This window comes from Pseudomonas sp. CFII64 (assembly GCF_000416235.1).
Classification (GTDB): domain Bacteria; phylum Pseudomonadota; class Gammaproteobacteria; order Pseudomonadales; family Pseudomonadaceae; genus Aquipseudomonas.
In genome coordinates this window covers 517,893-538,515 of sequence record NZ_ATLO01000049.1, presented here as the reverse complement: position 1 = coordinate 538,515, position 20,623 = coordinate 517,893, and the positions used below count along the sequence as shown (strand labels likewise).

General features: G+C 59.7%; 26 protein-coding genes. 17 read left to right on the top strand and 9 right to left on the bottom strand.

The features are described from left to right. Positions 1-125: 125 nt before the first annotated feature. The 7 genes from urtE (at position 126) to ureC (ending at position 5,425) form a co-directional block, all read left to right on the top strand. Complete coding sequence (gene urtE / locus CFII64_RS25305; protein ID WP_020293713.1) at positions 126-824, top strand: urea ABC transporter ATP-binding subunit UrtE; 699 nt, start codon at positions 126-128, stop codon at positions 822-824. Between the two features lie 48 nt (positions 825-872). Continuing rightward, entirely contained in the window at positions 873-1,712 is an 840-nt protein-coding gene (locus tag CFII64_RS25300) for an urease accessory protein UreD (RefSeq protein WP_020293712.1), read from the top strand. Positions 1,713-1,849: 137 nt separating this feature from the next. Beyond that, the gene (locus CFII64_RS25295; protein ID WP_020293711.1) at positions 1,850-2,152 is read left to right on the top strand and encodes an urease subunit gamma; all 303 of its coding nucleotides are present in this window, start codon (positions 1,850-1,852) and stop codon (positions 2,150-2,152) included. A 26-nt stretch (positions 2,153-2,178) separates the two neighbouring features. Then, positions 2,179-2,724 (top strand): GNAT family N-acetyltransferase, encoded by a 546-nt coding sequence (locus CFII64_RS25290; RefSeq protein ID WP_020293710.1) that lies wholly within the window; start codon positions 2,179-2,181, stop codon positions 2,722-2,724. Between the two features lie 10 nt (positions 2,725-2,734). Beyond that, the gene (locus CFII64_RS25285; protein WP_020293709.1) at positions 2,735-3,268 is read left to right on the top strand and encodes a GNAT family N-acetyltransferase; all 534 of its coding nucleotides are present in this window, start codon (positions 2,735-2,737) and stop codon (positions 3,266-3,268) included. Beyond that, a complete protein-coding gene (locus CFII64_RS25280) occupies positions 3,265-3,570 on the top strand; it encodes an urease subunit beta (RefSeq protein ID WP_020293708.1) in 306 nt (101 codons plus the stop codon). Before CFII64_RS25285 ends, CFII64_RS25280 begins: the two co-directional genes overlap by 4 nt. Positions 3,571-3,724: 154 nt before the next feature. Next, positions 3,725-5,425, top strand: coding sequence for an urease subunit alpha (gene ureC, locus CFII64_RS25275; RefSeq protein ID WP_020293707.1), 1,701 nt, complete (start codon positions 3,725-3,727; stop codon positions 5,423-5,425). A 50-nt stretch (positions 5,426-5,475) separates the two neighbouring features. Here the strand turns inward: ureC and CFII64_RS25270 are convergent, their stop codons facing one another. Together CFII64_RS25270 and CFII64_RS25265 are read right to left on the bottom strand one after the other, a co-directional pair. Continuing rightward, positions 5,476-5,832 carry a co-chaperone YbbN gene (locus tag CFII64_RS25270; RefSeq protein ID WP_020293706.1) on the bottom strand — a complete coding sequence of 119 codons (357 nt, stop codon included), beginning with the start codon at positions 5,830-5,832 and terminating at the stop codon, positions 5,476-5,478. Between the two features lie 39 nt (positions 5,833-5,871). Beyond that, a complete protein-coding gene (locus CFII64_RS25265) occupies positions 5,872-6,123 on the bottom strand; it encodes a hypothetical protein (protein ID WP_020293705.1) in 252 nt (83 codons plus the stop codon). A 184-nt stretch (positions 6,124-6,307) separates the two neighbouring features. On the opposite strand from CFII64_RS25265, the gene CFII64_RS25260 reads away from it, so the two are divergent. After that, positions 6,308-7,441 (top strand): sensor histidine kinase KdpD, encoded by a 1,134-nt coding sequence (locus CFII64_RS25260; RefSeq protein ID WP_020293704.1) that lies wholly within the window; start codon positions 6,308-6,310, stop codon positions 7,439-7,441. Positions 7,442-7,462: 21 nt separating this feature from the next. Here CFII64_RS25260 and CFII64_RS25255 read toward each other — a convergent pair whose 3' ends face one another. Together CFII64_RS25255 and cbpA are read right to left on the bottom strand one after the other, a co-directional pair. Beyond that, positions 7,463-7,768 (bottom strand): chaperone modulator CbpM, encoded by a 306-nt coding sequence (locus tag CFII64_RS25255; protein WP_020293703.1) that lies wholly within the window; start codon positions 7,766-7,768, stop codon positions 7,463-7,465. 2 nt (positions 7,769-7,770) lie between these two features. After that, a complete protein-coding gene (cbpA, locus tag CFII64_RS25250; RefSeq protein WP_020293702.1) occupies positions 7,771-8,718 on the bottom strand; it encodes a curved DNA-binding protein in 948 nt (315 codons plus the stop codon). A gap of 300 nt (positions 8,719-9,018) precedes the next feature. Here cbpA and CFII64_RS25245 point away from each other — a divergent pair, with 300 nt between their 5' ends. Next, a complete protein-coding gene (locus tag CFII64_RS25245; RefSeq protein WP_020293701.1) occupies positions 9,019-10,425 on the top strand; it encodes an Hsp70 family protein in 1,407 nt (468 codons plus the stop codon). Here the strand turns inward: CFII64_RS25245 and CFII64_RS25240 are convergent. From CFII64_RS25240 to CFII64_RS25225, 4 genes are all read right to left on the bottom strand, one after another. Continuing rightward, positions 10,316-11,326, bottom strand: a complete 1,011-nt coding sequence (locus tag CFII64_RS25240) for an AI-2E family transporter (RefSeq protein ID WP_020293700.1) — start codon at positions 11,324-11,326, stop codon at positions 10,316-10,318. The two genes, CFII64_RS25245 and CFII64_RS25240, sit on opposite strands and share 110 nt — an antisense overlap. A gap of 173 nt (positions 11,327-11,499) precedes the next feature. Beyond that, on the bottom strand, positions 11,500-11,784 hold the full coding sequence (locus tag CFII64_RS25235; RefSeq protein WP_020293699.1) for a PsiF family protein: 285 nt from the start codon (positions 11,782-11,784) through the stop codon (positions 11,500-11,502). 124 nt (positions 11,785-11,908) lie between these two features. Next, the gene (locus CFII64_RS25230) at positions 11,909-12,154 is read right to left on the bottom strand and encodes a hypothetical protein (RefSeq protein ID WP_020293698.1); all 246 of its coding nucleotides are present in this window, start codon (positions 12,152-12,154) and stop codon (positions 11,909-11,911) included. 60 nt (positions 12,155-12,214) lie between these two features. Beyond that, positions 12,215-13,105, bottom strand: a complete 891-nt coding sequence (locus CFII64_RS25225) for a triacylglycerol lipase (protein ID WP_020293697.1) — start codon at positions 13,103-13,105, stop codon at positions 12,215-12,217. Between the two features lie 209 nt (positions 13,106-13,314). Between CFII64_RS25225 and osmE the strand changes: the two genes are divergently transcribed. Both osmE and CFII64_RS25215 read left to right on the top strand, forming a co-directional pair. Next, positions 13,315-13,653 carry an osmotically-inducible lipoprotein OsmE gene (osmE, locus tag CFII64_RS25220; protein WP_020293696.1) on the top strand — a complete coding sequence of 113 codons (339 nt, stop codon included), beginning with the start codon at positions 13,315-13,317 and terminating at the stop codon, positions 13,651-13,653. 398 nt (positions 13,654-14,051) lie between these two features. After that, positions 14,052-14,585 carry a bacterioferritin gene (locus CFII64_RS25215; protein ID WP_020293695.1) on the top strand — a complete coding sequence of 178 codons (534 nt, stop codon included), beginning with the start codon at positions 14,052-14,054 and terminating at the stop codon, positions 14,583-14,585. Positions 14,586-14,703: 118 nt separating this feature from the next. Here CFII64_RS25215 and CFII64_RS25210 read toward each other — a convergent pair whose 3' ends face one another. Beyond that, complete coding sequence (locus CFII64_RS25210) at positions 14,704-16,773, bottom strand: AsmA family protein (RefSeq protein WP_020293694.1); 2,070 nt, start codon at positions 16,771-16,773, stop codon at positions 14,704-14,706. Between the two features lie 216 nt (positions 16,774-16,989). Here CFII64_RS25210 and CFII64_RS25205 point away from each other — a divergent pair, with 216 nt between their 5' ends. From CFII64_RS25205 to CFII64_RS25180, 6 genes are all read left to right on the top strand, one after another. Beyond that, positions 16,990-17,184: a hypothetical protein gene (locus tag CFII64_RS25205; RefSeq protein ID WP_020293693.1), complete on the top strand. Its 195-nt coding sequence runs from the start codon at positions 16,990-16,992 to the stop codon at positions 17,182-17,184. A 103-nt stretch (positions 17,185-17,287) separates the two neighbouring features. After that, on the top strand, positions 17,288-17,917 hold the full coding sequence (locus CFII64_RS25200; RefSeq protein WP_020293692.1) for a TetR family transcriptional regulator: 630 nt from the start codon (positions 17,288-17,290) through the stop codon (positions 17,915-17,917). Positions 17,918-18,153: 236 nt separating this feature from the next. After that, entirely contained in the window at positions 18,154-18,654 is a 501-nt protein-coding gene (gene ureE, locus CFII64_RS25195; protein WP_020293691.1) for an urease accessory protein UreE, read from the top strand. After that, entirely contained in the window at positions 18,651-19,325 is a 675-nt protein-coding gene (locus tag CFII64_RS25190) for an urease accessory protein UreF (RefSeq protein WP_020293690.1), read from the top strand. The genes ureE and CFII64_RS25190 overlap by 4 nt, the downstream gene beginning before the upstream one ends. 33 nt (positions 19,326-19,358) lie before the next feature. Then, complete coding sequence (gene ureG, locus CFII64_RS25185) at positions 19,359-19,976, top strand: urease accessory protein UreG (protein ID WP_020293689.1); 618 nt, start codon at positions 19,359-19,361, stop codon at positions 19,974-19,976. Between the two features lie 26 nt (positions 19,977-20,002). Beyond that, on the top strand, positions 20,003-20,575 hold the full coding sequence (locus CFII64_RS25180) for a HupE/UreJ family protein (RefSeq protein WP_020293688.1): 573 nt from the start codon (positions 20,003-20,005) through the stop codon (positions 20,573-20,575). The last annotated feature ends 48 nt before the right edge of the window (positions 20,576-20,623 follow it).

Here is a 20,623-nt window from a genome sequence, read left to right as displayed (position 1 = left end):
GTCCATACATAGGACCGGCTTTAGCCGGGAGCACTGTGTTTCAGACGCGAGAGATGTATGGGTTGTACTGGCCTCCTCCCGGCTAAAGCCGGTCCTACGGCGAACGCAATAGCGAGAACGAATTAATGCTCCAGGTCGAAAAGCTTCACCAATACTACGGCGGCAGCCACATTCTGCGCGGCTTGTCTTTCGACGTGAAAGTCGGCGAGGTGACGTGCCTGCTGGGGCGTAACGGCGTGGGCAAGACCACTTTGCTCAAGGTGCTCATGGGGCTGCTGCCTTCCAGGGAAGGCGCGGTGCAATGGGAAGGCAAGGCCATCACCGGTTTCAAGCCGCATCAACGGGTGCATGCCGGTATCGCGTACGTCCCGCAAGGCCGGGAGATTTTCGGGCGGTTGACCGTGGAAGAAAACCTGCTGATGGGCCTGTCGCGTTTTCCAGGCTCGGAAGCCAAAGAAGTACCGGCGTTCATCTACGAGCTGTTTCCGGTGCTGCTGCAAATGAAGCATCGACGCGGCGGGGATTTGTCCGGCGGTCAGCAACAGCAGTTGGCCATTGGTCGCGCGCTGGCCAGTCGGCCACGTTTGCTGATCCTCGACGAACCCACCGAAGGCATTCAGCCGTCAGTGATCAAGGAAATCGGCGCGGTGATCAAGAAGCTCTCGGCACGTGGCGACATGGCGATTTTGTTGGTCGAACAGTTTTATGACTTCGCGGCCGAGCTGGCCGACCAATATCTGGTGATGTCCCGTGGCGAAATCGTCCAGCAGGGGCGCGGCGAAAACATGGAGGCCGAAGGTGTACGCGGTCTGGTGACCATCTGACCTGCATTACGCTAGGGTGCAGGCCCACGACATTGCGATAGAACTCACATGAACCTTCCCGCCCATACCGCGTTGTTCACCCCCAGCTGGCATGCCGAGCTGGAGCTGGGCTATGGACGTTTCGGCGACAGCACGCGCCCGGTCCAGCGGCGGCACAAAGGCCCGCTGCGGGTGCAGAAGCATCTGTATGCCGAAGGTCCGCAAGTCTGCCAGCACATTATTGTTCACCCACCCGGCGGCATTGCCGGTGGCGATCGCCTGGATATCAGCGCCCACGTCGGGCCTGATGCCTGGGCGCAATTGACCAGCCCCGGCGCGGCCAAGTGGTATCGCGCGGCCGGTCCGGCGTATCAGCAACTTGATCTGACCGTCGAGGCCGGTGCGACGCTGGAGTGGCTGCCGCAGGAAACCATCGTGTTCAGCGCCGCGCGGGCCGAACTGACCACGCGTATCGAGCTGCAAGGCGATGCGAAGCTGCTGTACTGGGATGTCGTGGCGCTGGGTCGACCGGCGAGCGGCGAGCGTTTTGCCAGTGGCCATTTTCAATCGCATGTGGATATCCGCCGTGATGGCCGGTTGCTCTGGCATGAACGGCAACGCATCATCGGTGGCGACGGCTTGCTCGATTCGCCGATTGGCCTGGATGGCAAGACCGTGTTCGCCACGCTGCTGATCACCGGTGAAGTGGACAGCGAACTGCTTGAAGCCTGCCGTTCGCTAAGCAACCCGGTGCGCGGCGACCTGACGCAATTGCCCGGTTTGCTGGTGGCGCGTTGCCTGGCCGATGAAGCGCTGCATGCGCGGGCCTGGCTGATCGAATTATGGAAGCTGCTGCGTCCGGCTTTATTGGGTCGCGAGGCATTGCCGCCGAGGATCTGGAGTACCTGACATAAAACCTGTTGGAGCGAGGCTTGGCCGCGAATCTTTGCAGGACCGGCTTTAGCCGGGAGGCAATTGAGCGGCTCGCGACTGAAGTCGCTCCTACGGTCCTCGAGCGAACCCATTACTTTCAAACTGGAAAAAAAATGGACCTGACACCCCGCGAAAAAGACAAGATGCTGATTTTCACCGCTGGCCTGGTTGCTGAACGGCGTCTGGCCCGGGGCGTAAAGCTCAATTACCCGGAAGCCATGGCGTTTATCTCCGCCGCGCTGCTCGAAGGCGCGCGTGATGGGCAGACCGTGGCGGACCTGATGCACTACGGCACGACGCTGCTGACCCGCGAGCAAGTCATGGAAGGCATCCCGGAAATGATCCCGGAAATCCAGGTCGAAGCGACGTTTCCCGACGGCACCAAGCTGGTTACCGTCCATCAGCCGATTGCCTGACCCCAATAGGAATTGTGGAGCCGATCATGACTGACTTGATTCGCGATGCGCTGGCAACCGACTTGCCTGGCATCCTGACGATTTACAACGACGCAGTGCTCAACACGACGGCAATCTGGAATGAACAGCCGGTGGATCTGGCCAACCGCCAGGCGTGGTTCGATGCGCGCCAGGCTCAGGGCTATCCGATCCTGATCGCGGTCGATGCCGAGAGCGAAGTGCTGGGGTATGCAGCGTTTGGCGATTGGCGGCCGTTCGAAGGTTTTCGCCATACCGTCGAGCATTCGGTGTACATCCGCGCCGACCAACGCGGCAATGGGCTTGGGCCGCTGTTGATGAAAGCCTTGATCGAACGCGCCCAGACCTGCGACAAGCATGTGATGGTCGCTGCCATCGAAAGTGGCAATGCCGCCTCCGTGCGCCTGCATCAGCGACTAGGCTTCATCGTTTCTGGCCACATGCCGCAAGTCGGCACCAAGTTCGGCCGCTGGCTGGACCTGACCTTCATGCAGCTTGATCTGACACCGGGCGCTTCGGCCCCGGCTTCGCTGGCCCCAACATTGAACATCTAGAGAGGCGCTCATGAACCCTGCCCAGTTACGGCGCGTCAATGCCGAAAGCTTTGCACACTATCGCCATGGTTTGGTCGAGTTGCTATTGGACGCTGTGAAAAACGGCGCCTCGGTGGGTTTCATGGCCGACCTGGACGTCGAGCAGGCCTACGCCTGGTGCGACGGACTCAAGACCGACCTGGAAAGCAACAGCCTGTTGCTGTGGGTTGTGGTCGAGAACGAAAAGGTCCTGGCCAGCGCGCAACTGTCGCTGTGCCAGAAACCCAACGGCCTGAACCGCGCCGAAGTGCAGAAACTGCTGGTGCGCAATGACGCTCAGCGACGCGGTCTGGGCCAGCAACTGATGCAGGCGGTGGAGAAAGCCGCCGCTCAGTATCAGCGCGGCCTGCTGCATCTGGACACCGAAGCCGGCTCGCCCGCCGAAGCGTTTTATCGCGCCCTGGGCTACGTCCGCGTCGGTGAACTGCCCAACTATTGCCAAAGCCCGGACGGCCGTTACACGCCCACCGCCATCTATTTCAAGACTCTGGGACAACCTGCATGATTCCTGGCCAATATCAGATTCAACCCGGCGAGATCGAACTCAACGCCGGTCGCCGCACCCTTAGCCTGAACGTCGCCAACAGCGGCGACCGACCGATTCAGGTCGGCTCGCACTTTCATTTTTTCGAGACCAATGACGCGCTGACCTTCGACCGCGCCGCCAGCCGTGGCATGCGCCTGAACATCCCGGCCGGCACCGCCGTGCGCTTCGAGCCAGGCCAGTCGCGGGATGTGGAACTGGTGGATCTGGCCGGCCATCGCCGGGTGTTCGGTTTTGCCGGGCGGGTGATGGGGGATCTGTAGATCACCGATCTCCCGTAGGACCGGCTTTAGCCGGGAGGGCGGATTTCTGTTCCCGCAAATACGCCGAATACACCGACCCTCTCCCGGCTAAAGCCGGTCCTACGGATCAGTTCCTGCGTGCGCCGCGATATATTTTTGAATTCAAGGAATCACTATGAAGATCAGCCGCCAAGCCTACGCCGACATGTTCGGCCCTACCGTTGGCGACCGCGTCCGGTTGGCCGATACCGAACTGTGGATCGAGGTCGAGAAAGACTTCACCACCTATGGCGAAGAAGTGAAGTTCGGTGGTGGCAAGGTCATCCGTGACGGCATGGGCCAGGGTCAGTTAATGGCCGAAGACGTGGTCGACACGCTGATCACCAACGCGTTGATCATCGATCACTGGGGCATCGTCAAGGCGGACGTTGGCATCAAGAACGGCCGTATCGCCGCCATCGGCAAAGCCGGGAACCCGGATATCCAGCCCGACGTGACCATTGCCATCGGCGCGGCCACCGAAGTCATCGCCGGTGAAGGCATGATTCTTACCGCGGGCGGCGTCGACACCCACATTCACTTCATCTGCCCGCAGCAGATCGAAGAAGCGCTGATGAGTGGCGTCACCACCATGATCGGCGGCGGCACCGGCCCGGCGACCGGCACCAACGCCACCACCGTCACGCCCGGCCCGTGGCACCTGGCGCGCATGCTGCAGGCGGCGGATTCTTTCCCGATGAACATCGGTTTCACCGGCAAGGGCAACGTCAGCCTGCCGGGACCGCTGATCGAGCAGGTCAAGGCCGGCGCCATCGGCCTGAAGCTGCACGAAGACTGGGGCACCACGCCAGCGGCCATCGATAACTGCCTGAGTGTTGCTGACGACTACGATGTGCAGGTCGCGATCCATACCGACACCCTGAACGAATCCGGCTTCGTCGAGACCACGCTGGCGGCGTTCAAGAACCGCACGATCCACACCTATCACACCGAAGGCGCGGGCGGCGGTCATGCGCCGGACATCATCAAGGCGTGCGGTTTCCCCAACGTGTTGCCCAGCTCGACCAACCCGACCCGCCCGTTCACCCGCAACACCATCGATGAACACCTGGACATGCTGATGGTTTGCCATCACCTGGACCCGAGCATCGCCGAAGACGTGGCCTTCGCGGAAAGTCGTATTCGCCGGGAAACCATTGCTGCCGAAGACATCCTGCACGATCTGGGCGCGTTCTCGATGCTCAGCTCCGACAGCCAGGCCATGGGCCGGGTGGGCGAAGTGATCATGCGCACCTGGCAGACCGCCGACAAAATGAAGAAACAGCGCGGCCCGCTGCCTCAGGATGGCGAAGGTAACGACAACTTCCGCGCCAAGCGCTACATCGCCAAATACACCATCAACCCGGCGATCACCCACGGCATCAGCCATGAGGTGGGCTCGATCGAAGTCGGCAAGTGGGCGGATCTGGTCCTGTGGCGTCCGGCGTTTTTCGGCGTCAAGCCGAGCCTGATTCTCAAGGGCGGCGCCATTGCCGCCAGCTTGATGGGCGATGCCAACGCGTCGATTCCGACCCCGCAGCCGGTGCATTACCGCCCGATGTTCGCCAGCTACGGCAGCTCGCTGCACGCGACCAGCCTGACATTCATCAGCCAGGCGGCGTTCGACGCAGGGATTCCCGAGTCACTGGGCCTGAAAAAGACCATCAGCGTGGTCAAAGGCTGTCGCAACGTGCAGAAAAAAGACCTGATCCACAACGACTACCTGCCCAACATCGACGTTGATCCGCAGACATACCAGGTCAAGGCCGACGGCGTGTTGCTGTGGTGTGAACCGGCGGATGTGTTGCCGATGGCGCAGCGCTACTTTCTGTTCTAGGAAACAATCGGGCCTTGGCTGAACAAGGCCCCATTTGTACATCAGTGGCGCTACTCGAACTCTTTAATCAGCGGTTTGTACCTCTTCGCCTCCGCGTCCACGTTCCACTCACGAAATCCTGTCTCTCTATGCACCCTATTTCCGTTCTTGAAAAAAAGCACCGTGGGAACGCTTTCGACTTCATAGATTTCAGCCGTGGCTTCACAGTTGTCCTTATGGATTCGTAACACCACCACCGAGTGACCAAACTCCTCGGCCAGCAACTCCATCACTTCACCGACTTCTGAGCTGCCGTTCGAATCGCCGTGCTCATCCATTCCCGGACCGCTGAATTCAGCTATTACCAGCTTGTCCGAGTTGAAAACCACGTCTTGAAAACTGTCATCATCCACTTCAATTACGCGCATGGTTAACTCCTTCCCTGTAGTTATGGTCCTGACCGAGGCCTACTTGATTCCAGCAAGAAAGCTCTTATTGCGGTCGAGCAACTTCAACGCCTGTAGTGAATCGTTGACTGCGTCCATCAGCCCCAGGTCCTCGGCACTGCCGACCCCGTTAAGCACCCGACGCAAGGCGAGGAGAAAACCCAGCTTCCCGAACGCAAGATCGTCGAACGTTGCACTTTTGCTCTTTTGAATGCGTTGTGACGCCAGATTGATCTGTTCTTCGATAGATGCGACAAACTCTGCTTTCAACATTTTTTGAATCTCCCTTTCCGATGAAGCCCCCGGAATTAACCTACAACCGCACTCCCACTCCGTCTACCTGTCATAAATGACAGTGGCGATGTAGAACTATTGAAACGGATGTATGTCGGTCCGGCCAAAGGCGGTAAGATGCGCGTCATCTCTTCTTACCGCTCCCGCAGCAAGGTACTCGGCCATGCGCCTTTCCGATTTCATCGTCGCTCATGTGGATCGCATCGTCGATGAGTGGGAAAACTTCGCCAAGACCATCAAACCGGCTGCCGACCTGATGAGCCGCGAAGAGCTGCGCGATCACTCCAGGGCGATTCTGCTCGCCGCCGCGCGGGACATGAATACCGCGCAGACCAAGAGCGAGCAGGCCGCCAAGTCCAAGGGCGAAGAACTGAATAAAACCCCGAGCCTGGATGAAGCCGCCGCCAGCCATGGTGAACTGCGGCATGTCGTGGGTTTCGATCTGGTGCAGATGACCTCGGAGTTCCGCCATCTGCGCGCCAGTGTCATTCGGCTCTGGGTTGAAAGCCTGAAAGAGCCCAACCTGGCCTACTTCACCGACATGATTCGCTTCAACGAAGCTATCGACGAAGCGCTGGCCGAATCCACGGCTGCGTATGCCGAGCAAGTCGCACGCTCGCGGGATATCTTCCTGGCGATTCTCGGTCACGACCTGCGTGCACCGCTGCAGGCCGTGAGCATGTCCGCTGACCTGTTGGAGCGCAAAGGCAAGCTGGACGCTGCCTCGCAAACCTATCTGGCGCGCATCAAGAGTGGCACGCGGCATATGGGCGCGATGGTCAGTGATTTGCTGGAGTTCGTGCGCAGCCGCCTGGGCGCCAGTTTGCCGGTGGAGCGCAAGCACATGGATCTGGCCGTCGCCTGTCGCGAAGCAATCGAAGAAGCCTGCGCCGGCCAGCCCGAATGCGATCCGGTGCTGAGCGTGCATGGCGACACCAGCGGGCAATGGGATCAGGGCCGCATCAACCAGTTGCTGCAAAACCTGATCGGCAACGCCTTGCAGCATGGCTCGGCAAGCCAGGAAATCTCCATCCGCATTACCGGCGAGGACGACAACGTCGAGCTGGTGGTGCACAACCTGGGCAACCCCATCGACGAGAACGCTATCGGCAGCATCTTCGATCCGCTGGTACGCAATCCCAGCGCCGAGCAAGAAGCAAAAGGCCCGTCCACCAGCCTTGGCCTGGGATTGTTCATCGTCAAGGAAGTGGTCAACGCCCATGGCGGAAGCATTACCGTGACGTCCAATGCCAACGATGGGACGACGTTTACCGTGGTGTTGCCGAAAAGCCTTTGATGCAGCACGCGTCCAACGAAATTATTCCTGCAAAAACCGTCCAAGCCGCTGCTTGAGCATGCGGTTTTCCGCGCGGACCTGTTCCAGCTCGTTGAGCAGATCCAGCGCCAGGGCAACGCCTTCCCACTCCAGCTCCAGCTCCCGTCGCAATTTCGCCGCACGCCGGGCGACGATCAGCGCCTGGTCGTCGAACAGCCATTCATCCGGCTTGCGACCCTGAGGTTCGAGGATGCCGTGTTCGACGATTTCGATCACGTAGGCGGCCGGCATGTCGGTCACCTGACAGAATTGCTTCATATCCAGCTCAACGATCAGGGTGTGGCTCATGATCAGTTACTCCATTGGGCCCGCGGATCAAATGCCGCCTTGTCAGCCAGCGTTTGCCAGAGCGCTTTGGTGGCTTCGTCGGTGGACGGCGGCATGACGACTTTGATCTGCGCATACAGATCGCCGCGCTCGCCTTTCTTGTTCATCAGACCATTGCCTTTGACGCGCAATCGCTGACCGGTCTGGCTGTCAGGACGAATGGTCAGGTTGATCTTGCCGGTCAGGGTCGGCACGGCAACCTTGGCACCCAGCGCCGCTTCCCACGGCGCCAGCGGCACGGTGATGATCAGGTCGTGGCCCTCGACGTCGAATTTAGGGTGCGGCGCCAGTCTGATAATCAGGTATAGATCACCATTCTCGCCACCGGCAACTCCCGGAGCGCCCTGCCCCTTGAGGCGAATGCGCTCGCCATCGACCACGCCGGCCGGGATCTTCACGTTCAGCGTCTTGGTGATATCAGCCATGCGCTGGCCAGCAGGGTTGTACTGCGGCACCTTGAAGCTGACCTGCTTGGATTCTGCCGAAAGCGTTTCTTCGAGGAAGATCGCGAGCTCCATTTCCACATCCTGTCCTCGACGACCGGTGCTGCGCGCACGACCGCCTTGCTGCGCTCGACCACCAAAGATCGAGCTGAAAAAATCGGAGAAATCGCCTGTATCGTCGCCGAAACCACCAGCTCCCGCGCCGGCACGGCTCTGCCAGCCCGGCGGGCCCTGAAACGGTCGACCCTGCTGCCCGTATTTGCGCAGCTCGTCGTATTCAGCGCGCTTTTCCGGGCTTTTCAGCACCTCATAAGCTTCGCTGGCCTCTTTGAATTTCTCTTCCGCGCCCGCTTCTTTGCTGACGTCGGGGTGATACTTGCGCGCCAGCTTGCGGTAGGCGACCTTGATCGCCTTGTCGTCCGCAGTCGGCTCCAGCCCAAGAATCTTGTAATAGTCTTTGAAGTCCATCTAACAGTCGTCCCCGGTTATCCAGCGCAGCCTGGTGCGCTCTATTCTGCGCATAGCATGCTCGCATTTGAGGCATCTGGATCAATTAACGTCTTGATATATCGGCCGCCGAACCTGCTGACTTGATACTTGAAGCGTTCGACGGTCTGCGTAGCTGACAATTCCCTGAAGATTGGGGGTCGGCGCGCTCACTTCAAGTCGGCCACGAAGATAACTGTGTATAACCGACGTTTCGCGCTACGCATCCGCGATGCACTGACATACACTGCGCGGCCGTTTTTTGACTGGAACGTAAAAGACATGAATGACCAATCCCCAGCACGTGCCTGCGGTATCGACTTCGGCACGTCCAATTCCACGGTCGGCTGGCTGCGACCGGGCATGGAATCGCTGATCGCGCTGGAGGACGACAAAATCACCCTGCCATCGGTGGTGTTCTTCAATATGGAGGAGCGCCGTCCGGTGTATGGCCGCCTCGCGCTGCACGAGTATCTGGAAGGCTACGAAGGCCGCCTGATGCGCTCGCTCAAGAGCCTGCTGGGTTCTAGGCTGATCAAGCACGACACCAGCGTGCTGGGCACGGCCATGCCGTTCAAGGATTTGCTGGCACTGTTCATCGGCGAGCTGAAAAAGCGCGCCGAGGACACCGCCGGGCGTGAATTCGAAGAAGTGGTGCTGGGTCGCCCGGTGCATTTCGTCGATGACGACATAGGCGCGGATCAGGAAGCCGAAGACACCCTGGCCGAGGTCGCGCGCAAGATCGGTTTCAAGGATGTCTCGTTCCAGTACGAGCCGATTGCGGCGGCGTTCGACTACGAGTCGACCATTACCCGCGAAGAGCTGGTGCTGATCGTCGACATCGGCGGCGGTACTTCGGACTTCTCGCTGGTGCGTCTGTCGCCGGATCGTCGTTTCTATGACGACCGCCACGAAGACATTCTGGCCACCGGTGGCGTGCATATCGGCGGCACCGACTTCGACAAGCAGCTGAGCATTCAGGGCGTCATGCCGCTGTTCGGCTATGGCAGCCGCATGAAAAGCCAGGCTTACATGCCCACCAGCCATCACATGAACCTCGCGACCTGGCACACCATCAACTCGGTGTACTCGCAGAAATCCCAGCTGGCATTGGGCAGCATGCGTTACGACATCGAAGACACCCAGGGCATCGACCGCCTGTTCAAGCTCATCGAACAGCGCGCGGGCCACTGGCTGGCCATGGAAGTGGAAGAAACCAAGATCCAGCTGACCCACGCTGAAAGCCGCCATCTGCCGATGGATCGCATTGAGCCGGGATTGAGTGTGGACCTGACCCGCGTGATGTTCGAAGCGGCCATCGATTCGCAACTGGAGCGGGTGCGCAACAGTGTTTCGGAGTTGCTGACCAAAGCCGGGGCGCGTGTCGATCAGGTTGATACGGTGTTCTTCACTGGGGGTTCAAGCGGCATCCCGGCGCTGCGCAACAGCATCTCGGCGATGCTGCCCAACGCCCGGCATGTCGAAGGCAATATCTTCGGCAGCATCGGCAGCGGTTTGGCGATTGAGGCGAAGAAGCGTTACGGTAAAGCCGGGAGCGCGCCCGGGCCGGAGCCGTTACCTACACCAACCCTTCCTTCTGCAACTCGCTTTTCAGGTACGCGTAATAAATCGGCCCCGCCACCACACCCGGCAGGCCGAACGCGGCTTCGAAGATCAGCATCGCCATGAGCAATTCCCACGACTTGGCATTGATCTGCCCGCCGACGATGCGGGCGTTGAGGAAATACTCGACCTTGTGGATCACGATCAGATAACCCAGCGCGGCCATCGCCACCCAGATCGACAGCGACATGCCGACGATGAAGATCAGCGTGTTGGACATCAGATTGCCCACCACCGGCAGCAAGCCGAGCAAGAAGGTCATGATGATCAGGGTTTTGGTCAGCGGCAGATGAATGCCACACAGTGGCAGGACCACGGCGAGAAACACTGAGGTGAAGGCGGTGTTGAGCAGGGAAATCTTGATCTGGGCGAAGACGATATTGCGGAACGCGCGGCTCAGCAGGCTCAAGCGATTGAACAGCGCGGCGGCCAGCGGCTTGCGCGTGTGCACGTCGGAAATCTGCTGCAGGGCAATGATTGCGCCCAGCACCATGCCGATCAGCAAGGTCACGAACATGTGCGCGGCACCTTTGCCGAGCATCTGCAGTTCGCCCACATGCTTCTGGATCCACTCGCCCAGGGAAACCCGGAACTCCGCTGCGCTGGCCGGCAAATAGCTGTCAACGAACGGCGGCAACTGGCCCCGCGCCCGATCCACCAGCACCATGAACTTGTCCAGTGAAGCGCCAGGATTCTCGGCTTCGTGCAGGACGAAGCTGATTGCACCGGCAAAAATCAGCGCCAGTACGCTGACCACCAGCGTGCCGAGCAATGCCACCGCGACCCAGCGCGCACGCGGGCCGGCGATGAGCCTTTGCAGCTGCGGCGTGAGCATGTTGACCAGTTCGTAAACCAGCAAACCGGCGAGCAGGCTCGGCAGGAGTTTGAACGGCAATACCATCAACAGGCCGCCGAACACCAGAATCCAGCTGGCCAACAAAACTTGTCGTGCAGAAAACGTTGGCATATAGCCTCAAGACAGCGGCACAAAGAGGGAGGCAGTCTGCCAGCGTTCTGAGTCGAGGACCAGTGGTCCGAGGTCTGACGACTCATCGCTGTGATTGCGGCCGACAGCATAGTCCGCAACCACAGGATTTATTGCACTGAATAAGCGTTTAAAGCGCGCGGGGCGCAGGAAATTTATTTCTTCTTGAGACAGTCACTCATGAACGCTTTGCGCGCATCGCCTTTGAGCGCCTGGGTGCCGGCGGTTGCGTTGCAGGTTTTCATTTTGTCTTGCTGGGTTTGAGGCGGGGAGGCCTTCAGACAGGTGCTCATGAACGCTTTGCGCTCGTCACCCTTGAGGGCTTTGGCCGAAGCGTCCGCGTTGCAGGTGGTCATTTTGTTTTGCTGGGCAGTGGCCGCAAAACCCTGGGCACACATCAGCAGGCTCATGAGCAATAAAGGGACACGCAGGAATTTCATTGATCTTCTCTCCCGGACTGGCGCACTGATGAGTACGTCCTGTCTGGCAGTGTAGTCAACCGAGTGTGACTGCGAAGGTGTCTCCCGTGACAACGTGAGGACACCCTTGCATCAACAGCGTCGATCAGGAAGCGCTGGCCGATTCCTCATTCTCGACACTGTGAATCGATACATCGGTGATGCCCAAAGCGTGAGGCATTCCGGTGTAGGACTCATTGATGTCGTGCAGGTCATCTTCCAGCGCGACGTGATGCTTGAGCGCCAGCTCCTGGACCACCTCAATGATCGGGACGTCCAGGTTCTCGATCACATCCACATGGTGCTCACCCGCCAGGGTGTATTCGATTTCATAGTGTTCTTTGTCGCTCATCGCATCACTCCATTGCCGACCTCTTTGATCGGCAGACTACGAACCACGGCTCAAAACGAGCTAAAGACCGGCGGCCTTGAGGCGCGCGGCATGTTCAACAAACAACCCAACGGGATCAACACCCTTGCCGACCAGCCCGAAGGTCTGGTTGACGATGTCAAAATGGTCGAGGGGGTAGTCATCCCCAATCACAGTGCCCAGATGAGAACTGAAACGCCCGACCATGCCATCACATTGACCTCGCTCTTTTGTGAACGTGCGAGCGAATATTCGACAGGTTACGTTGGTGCCATCAATTCGATTGCCACCCTTGTCGCTGAAGCCTTTCTGGATCGTCCCGGACCACGAGTAATAGCGCACGCCGTTGACCAGTTCCGCGCCCTGCCCGCCCCAGGTTTGCGGCAACCCCTGGGGATACTGGCTGTTGAACAACGCCACGCCAGCACTGGTCAGCGAGTGGTGCGCGGCATCGACATCGGTGGGCAAACGGGTGCCGCGATAGCCGGTGTCCAGCAGCGCCATGATCCACACAGTCAGGCGTATCGCAGCGTTGAGCAACAGACCGCGCAGGGTTCCGGGTGGGAAATTCTTCTCCAGAAAGTCGGCCAGTTCCGAGCCATGATTCGGGCCGGCGACGGAAGTCACCGACGCCACCAGCTCGGGATGCCTGGCGGCGGCGTAGCGAATGGTCAGTGCGCCCTGACTATGGCCGAACAGATTGACCTTCTCGGCCCCGGTTTCCTTGAGAATTTCCCTGATCCGTTCGATCAACTGCTCACCCCGCACTTCAGATGAGTTGACCGCCGAGACCATGACCGGAATCACCGTTGAGCCGTCGCGGCGCAACGCCCTGACAATGCCGAACCAATAGGAATAAAACACCAGCCGCACAAAGCCCAGCAAACCGGGGACCAACACCAGCGGATAACGCGTCGCCTGTTTTTTCCTCATGAATAGCCTCCTCGTGCAATCGTCGGTTGAATGCTTGAACCATAGCGGCAATTGACCAAAGAGCAGGCCCAGACTGGCGCGGCAATATGACAGGCAATCATTTTCAGTGAGTAATGCCCGAAGGCCATCAAATAATCGAACTCTCGCCCACCTCGACCGCTCAAAGCTGCAACGGGCCAACAATGGCTCAGTCATCTGGAGTGACTTTCATGTTCAAGAAGAGCCTGGCGGCAATGTTTGTACTGGCGGCAGTGACCGGTTGCGCCAATACAACGCCGCAAAACCCTGTGGACTTCGTGACCTATCGCGACCAGCCGCTGGTCAAGCAAGTTGAAAACGGCATGACGCAAACTCAGGTCCTGACCATTGGCGGCACGCCATCCACTCGCGTGCAGCGCAAGGTTCATCCCGGCATGTGCAACAACTACGTGCTCAACAAAGACGGGCATGAGCAAGTGTTCCACGTCAGCTTCGACGCCAACGGCCGCGTTGATAACAAAGGTTTCATGACCTGCGAACAACGCGAAGCCAACGAACGCGCGATGTGATGTAGCTCACGTGACGTGATGCAGGCATAAACGAAAAAGCCCGACTGCGTAAGCGTCGGGCTTTTTCTTGCGTAGCGTTGGGTGGCGCGCTTAGAAAACCAGCTTGAACAAGGCGATAACCACGACCAGGCCAATCAGAAAGATGATACCGATGGTGCTGCCCAGGAACTTAAGCATTGTGAATCTCCAGTAATTTTACGTCTCAAAACTGGGACCGCAGCGCATCACGCTCGTTTCGTTAATATTTGCCAATTGCGCTGATAGTTTTTGGCATAAAACTTTTTGCACCAAGGGCGACTCACAACCTATGACCGATCCTGCCGGGCGTCAGCAACCGCTTTACCCACTGACGCATCAAGAGCGAGACGGATAACCGGATTAGCCTTTGGAGACTCAAGATGAACGATTCACAGCAACTCTCTGATGTCAGCACCCTGCGCCAGCGCGCCCGCCTGAACGTGGAAAACGGCGCCGTGACCGAAGGCTACAGCGCCGACCGGGAAACCGTCCTGCGCCTGCTCAACGAGTCACTGGCCACCGAGCTGGTCTGCGTGCTGCGCTACAAACGTCACTACTACATGGCGACCGGTCTGAAAGCGGCTACCGCTGCCGCCGAGTTTCTGGAGCACGCCCAACAGGAAGCCGAACACGCCGATCTGCTGGCCGAACGTATCGTGCAACTGGGCGGCGAGCCGGAGTTCAACCCGGACCTGCTGTCCAAGAACTCCCACGCGCAATACGTTGCGGGCAACACCCTCAAGGAAATGGTTTACGAAGACCTGGTGGCCGAACGCATCGCTATCGACAGCTACCGCGAAATCATTCAGTACATTGGCGAACAGGATCCGACTACCCGTCGCATCTTCGAAACCATCCTCGGTCAGGAAGAAGAGCACGCCGATGACATGGCGGATATCTTGAAGGATCTGTAATTGTTGTAACCGTTATGCGCAATCCGCAGGAAGCGCAATCCGTAGGACCGGCTTTAGCCGGGAGGACGTCCTCCCGGCTAAAGCCGGTCCTACGAAGTTGTACAGATTCGCTCAGCCCTCACTGCACCGTCTTCGGCGCCTTGCCTTCGCGCATCTGCTGAAGCAGTGGCGTGCATTGGTTGGGTACGTCACCGCTGCTGGGTGCCACCAGCGCCAGCAAGCCTGCCGCAGGGCCTATCGCCGCGCCCAACAGCACCATGCCAGCACCACGCAGCAACAGCGGGCCGGTTTGCACGCCGGCACTTGGTTTGGCGAACGGGCCGCGCACGTACAACGGCGAACGCAGGGAGAAGACGCGGAAGCCCTTGGATTCTGGTTTGATCGCCAGGTCCAGTTGCTCGGTCTTGAAGTTCGCCGTGCCATCGATGTAGATAATCGCGTTCTCGGTATCGAACACGAACAACCGCGTGCTCAACAGACCGTCCTTGATGCCCATGTCCGAAGCCGCGCAATTGATCTTCACGTCCTTGTCGCCGAACAATTTGCCGACCACGTAGTTGCCGACGTTAAGCCCGGCGATCTCCATCAGGCTGCGGCTGATCGCGCCATCGTTGACCAGCATCTTCAGATCGCCATTGGCGCTGCCCAGCAACGCCGCAATGGAATTGCCGCGACCGCCGATATCCGCATCGCCGTTCAGCTCACCGAAACTGGTCTTCATCGGTTCAAAGGTCGGGAACAGCTGCTTGAGCTTGAGTTTGCGCGCCGAAACCTTGGCGCGGCCTTGCAGCTGCTGATTGCGCCCATCCAGACGCACATCCGCATCGAGCTTGCCGCCCGCGACGCCGAAACGCAGGGGTTGCAGGCTGAGCTGGCCGTCGTCGAGGACGACATGGGTATACAGATCAGAGAACGGCAAGTCCGGGCTCTGCACGATTTTCTTGCCGGTGAACTCAACGTCAGCGTCCATGGCGCGCCAGCGATCGGTCTGGAATTCCTCGACGGGCAGCACTTTGCCTGCGGGCTGCTTGCTGTCGCCGCCGCGTTTTTTCTGCGCGGCGTTGGAGTCCGCCCCGATCAGCGGCGCCAGGTCGGTGAACAGCAATTGATTGGAAACCAGCGCGCCGGTCAGTTTCGGCCTTGGCTGGCTGGCAACGAAGCCGAGGTCGCCATGAATGTCGCTGTTGCCGATCTTGCCGTTGAAGCCTTCGTAACGGAAATTCGCGCCCGCCGGGTCGTGTAATTTGGCGATCAGATGACCGTCGGTGGCGTACGCTGGCGAGTCGGGCAAGGTCACGCCGGTCAGTGGATACAGATTGCCCAGGCTGCTGCCGGACAGTTTCAGGCGCAGATCCAGCGCACCGAGATTCTGCGGATCGATCAAGGTGCCGGCCACGGTCGCGTGGGTATCGCCGATCTGCACGTCGGCCTGCACCGGGAACGGTTGCGCGGCATCCTTGAGCGCCAGCAGACCGCCGACTTTGCCGGTGCCGTTGAGTTTCTGGCCGTGATACTGGCCTTTATAGCTAAGGGCAAACGCGTAATCCTGCGGCGTAATGCCTTTGTCCCTGGCTTTTTTCGCTTCGCCGCTGCCGACGATGTCGCTGAACGGAATCGGCTTGCCCAGCGGATCGATGACCACATCCACTTGAGTCTTCAGAGTCTGGTCATTGAAGCTGACCAGGCCTTGGTCAAACTTGATTGCGCCGATATCCAGCACCCATTTCGAAGGTTGCGCATTCGGGTCGGACTTGGGCAGGTCAAACGTCCAGTTGGCGCGGCCATCGGCCAGGCGCTCAAGTTTCGCATCCGGCCCGGTCAGGTCGATGCGCGGAATGACCACGTTTTGCCAAAGCAACGGCAACGGCGCCAGGCGAAATTCGACGCGTTTCAAGGTGGCCATTTGCGGGGTTTTCGACCAGTCAGGATTGCCCAGGCTCAGGTCTTCAGCGACGAAGTGCGGCCAAGGCACCCACGCGCGCCAACCACCCTGCTCCGGCTCACGGGCCCACAGCACGGCCAGATTGCCGTTGATGGCGAACGGGCGATGCAGCGCTGCACTGACTTTTTCGTTGAGGGTCGGCTTGATGCGGTTCCAGTCAAACGTGGCGATCACAATGACCAATACAGCCAGGACCAACAACAGGACAGCACCGGTCCAGGCAAAAATTTTACGACTGCGCGTCATTGCACGATTCTCCAGATGACAACCACCCCCGCGGGCGCATTGCGTACGACTTTGCTGTTCGACTGATAAAAGCCGTGAGGGTTTGATTTCGTTCTATAAAAAGCAGCTTTAGTGGGCTCAATCATTTTTGATGATTACCACCATTAGCGGTATGAAGTTCTCTCTGGACTATCGGAGCGGCATATTAGCGCCGTACCCAACCCGAGACACCTCATCATGAAACGCCCACTGCTGCTCACCCTGACCTTTTCGCTCCTGGCCGCCAATGCCTTTGCCATGCCGGCGGCCGAGCAACCCGTGTCCGGTGAAGCGAAGACCATGGCGCAAGACACCCCGCGCCTGATTCAGCAATACCAGCGCGTTGCCGAACATGGCCCCGAACGCCTGGTTCAGCAGTATCAGCGGGTTTGAAGCTTAAAAAAATCCTACCGATCTTTATTGAATTCGCGTTCACGCCTGATCAGCGCATTTGTTAAAGTGCCGAACCGTCCCTTTGCAGAATTCAGCCCGCCCCATGTTGCCCCGCGCCGAACAGAAACAACAAACCCGACACGCCTTGCTTGACGCCGCGCGCAGCCTGATGGAAAGCGGGCGCGGTTTCGGCAGCCTGAGCCTGCGGGAAGTTGCGCGCACGGCCGGCATCGTACCCACCGGGTTCTATCGCCATTTCGACGACATGGACCAACTGGGCCTGGCGCTGGTCAGCGAAGTCGGCCAGACCTTTCGGGAGACGATCCGCCTGGTGCGGCACAACGAAATGGTCCTGGGCGGCATCATTGATGCGTCCGTGCGGATCTTCCTCGACGTCGTGGCCGCCAAACCCTCGCAGTTTCTGTTCCTGGCCCGTGAACAATACGGCGGCTCGCAGCTGGTTCGACAAGCCCTGGGCGCACTGCGCGAAGGTATCAGCGCCGACCTCGCGGCGGATCTCGGCAAAATGCCCAAATGGCAGCATCTGGACCCGGCTTCCCTGTCGGTGATCTCCGATCTGGTGGTCAAAAGCGTATTCGCCATGCTGCCGGAACTCATCGACCCGCCCGCCGCAACCCTGGCTCCGCACTTGACCCCGCAAGCCAAAATCACCCAGCAATTGCGCTTTATCTTCATCGGTGCGCGCCATTGGAAAGGTTTGGGCAGCATGTAGGAGCGGCTTCAGCCGCAAGGCTGTTTGTCCGCATCGAGGCCTGCTCCCGGCTAAAGCCAGCCCCGCAACGTAGCGCACCATTAATGACCACCGCTGAAATCACGCACCAAAAAGCGCCATAAAATCTCCCCGCGTACGAAGCATCGCCTCTATCTGTAAGCCATTTCCCACGTCATGCACTGTTGGCAAGCCCCTTGCTCTGCTTTGAAGCATCGTAATTAGCGGGAAACTTCCTGATGCTGGTGATTCATCGCAGAATCGAACCTCAAGCCGAATGGGCCGCAGAGCTGCATTTGAATTTCGAAGCGCGCAGCAAAAGCCGGCTGCGCTGTTTCAGTGCCGAAGGTGAAGACGTCGGGCTATTCCTTGAGCGCGGACAACCGCCGTTGCGTGATGGCGAATGCCTGCAAGCCGAAGACGGCCGGATCGTTCGCGTCTGCGCCCGCCCGGAACAGCTGATGCACGTGACCTGCACGAGCGCCTTCGAGCTGACCCGCGCGGCTTACCATTTGGGTAACCGGCACGTGGCGCTGCAAGTGGGCGACGGCTGGCTGCGCCTGCTCGACGACTACGTGCTCAAGGCGATGCTCGATCAGCTGGGCGCGACCACTGAATCCATCGAAGCGCCGTTCTCCCCCGAACACGGCGCTTACGGCGGCGGTCATCACCATTCCCGTGCGGGCGAAGAGGACTTCAACTATCCGCCGCGCCTGCACCAATTTGGCGTGCGCACATGAACAGCGCCTGGGCGCTGCTGCGTCTGGCCAGTCCGCAATTGCCGATTGGCGGCTACAGCTACTCCCAAGGCCTGGAAATGGCCGTGGAACAGGCGTTGGTCAAGGATTCCCCCAGCGCTCACCGCTGGATCAGCGACCAACTGCTGCTCAATCTCGCCCGCTTCGAAGCGCCGCTGCTGCTCGCCCATTGCACCGCCGCCGCCGAAGACGACTGGTGCCAGTTGCTGCAGTTGAGCCACGAACATCGCGCCAGCCGGGAAACTCGCGAGCTGCATCAGGAAAGCCGGCAGATGGGCTATTCGTTGCAGCAATTGCTCAACGGCTTGCCCGAGCTGGACCCGCCCGCCCGCACATTTCTTGAACAGACTGCAGAGCCGCATCTGGCCCTGGGCTGGGCGCTGGCCGCCCGCGCCTGGCAGATCAGCCCGCAGGATGCGCTGGCCGCCTGGCTGTGGAGCTGGCTGGAAAACCAATTGGCGGTGCTGATGAAGACCTTGCCGCTGGGTCAGCAAGCCGCGCAACGCCTGACCAGCGAGCTGCTGCCTTTGCTGCAACAGGCGCAGCAACACGTAACCGCAGTTGATTTGCAGCACATCGGCAGCGCGCCGTTTGGCGTGGCGCTGGCGAGCATGGCCCATGAACGTCAATACAGCCGACTGTTTCGGTCCTGAATTTTTATCTAACAAAGCTCAACGGAGAATTCAATGAACAGCCAACCTCTGCGCGTCGGCATCGGTGGCCCGGTCGGGTCCGGCAAGACTGCCCTGACTCTGGCGTTGTGCCTGGCCCTGCGCGAGCGCTACAACCTGGCGGTGGTCACCAACGATATCTACACCCGCGAAGACGCTGACTTTCTGGTGCGCAATGAAGCCCTGGCGCCCGAGCGGATCATCGGCGTGGAAACCGGCGGCTGCCCGCACACGGCGATTCGTGAAGACGCCTCGATCAATCTGGAAGCCGTGGATCAGCTGAACCGACGCTTTCCCGGCCTGGATCTGATCATCGTCGAATCCGGCGGCGACAACCTGTCGGCGACCTTCAGCCCGGAGCTGTCGGACCTGACCATTTACGTGATCGACGTGTCGGCCGGCGACAAACTGCCACGCAAGGGCGGTCCCGGCATCTGCAAATCCGACCTGCTGGTGATCAACAAGATCGACCTCGCACCGCTGGTTGGCGCGTCGCTGGAAATGATGGACCGCGACACGAAAAAGATGCGTGGCGAAAAGCCGTTCGTGTTCAGTAACCAGAAAACCGGCCAGGGTCTGGAACAGATCATTGCCTTTATCGAGCGCCAGGGTCTGCTGACCGAAGCCGCGTGACTCCACTTCATCAAGGAAGCCTCTCAATGAATTACACAAAAGCCTTCGGCGCCCTCGCCCTGCTGCTGGTTCCGGCCCTGGCCTTCGCTCACCCTGGACATGGCGATAATGGCCTGGTGGCGGGCATCAGCCATCCCATCGGCGGTCTGGATCACTTGCTGGCGATGATTGCGGTGGGTTTGTGGGCGGCGCAACAAAAAGGCGCGGCACGCTGGGCGCTGCCGTGCACCTTCGTTGGCACCATGCTGATCGGCGGTTTGCTGGGTTTCGAAGGCCTTGACCTGCCAGCGCTGGAAAGCGGGATTGCCGCCTCGGTGCTGGCGCTGGGCCTGGCGGTGGCACTGGCGGTGCGTCCACCGCTGTTCATGGCTGTTGGCGCCACGGCGTTGTTCGCGCTGTTCCACGGCGTCGCTCACGGCCTTGAGCTGCCGGACATGTCCAGCCCTTGGGCTTATGCGGCCGGTTTTGTGGCCGCCACCGCTGCGCTGCATGCCGTCGGTTACGCTGTCGTGCGCTTCCTGCCAACCGCCGCTGCGCCGCTGGTGCGGGTTGCCGGTGCACTGTCGGCCGCTGCGGGGGTTTGGTTGCTGGCTGCGTGAGCCAAGGTGGGACCGGCTTTAGCCAGGAAGAGGCTGGTACAGACGCAT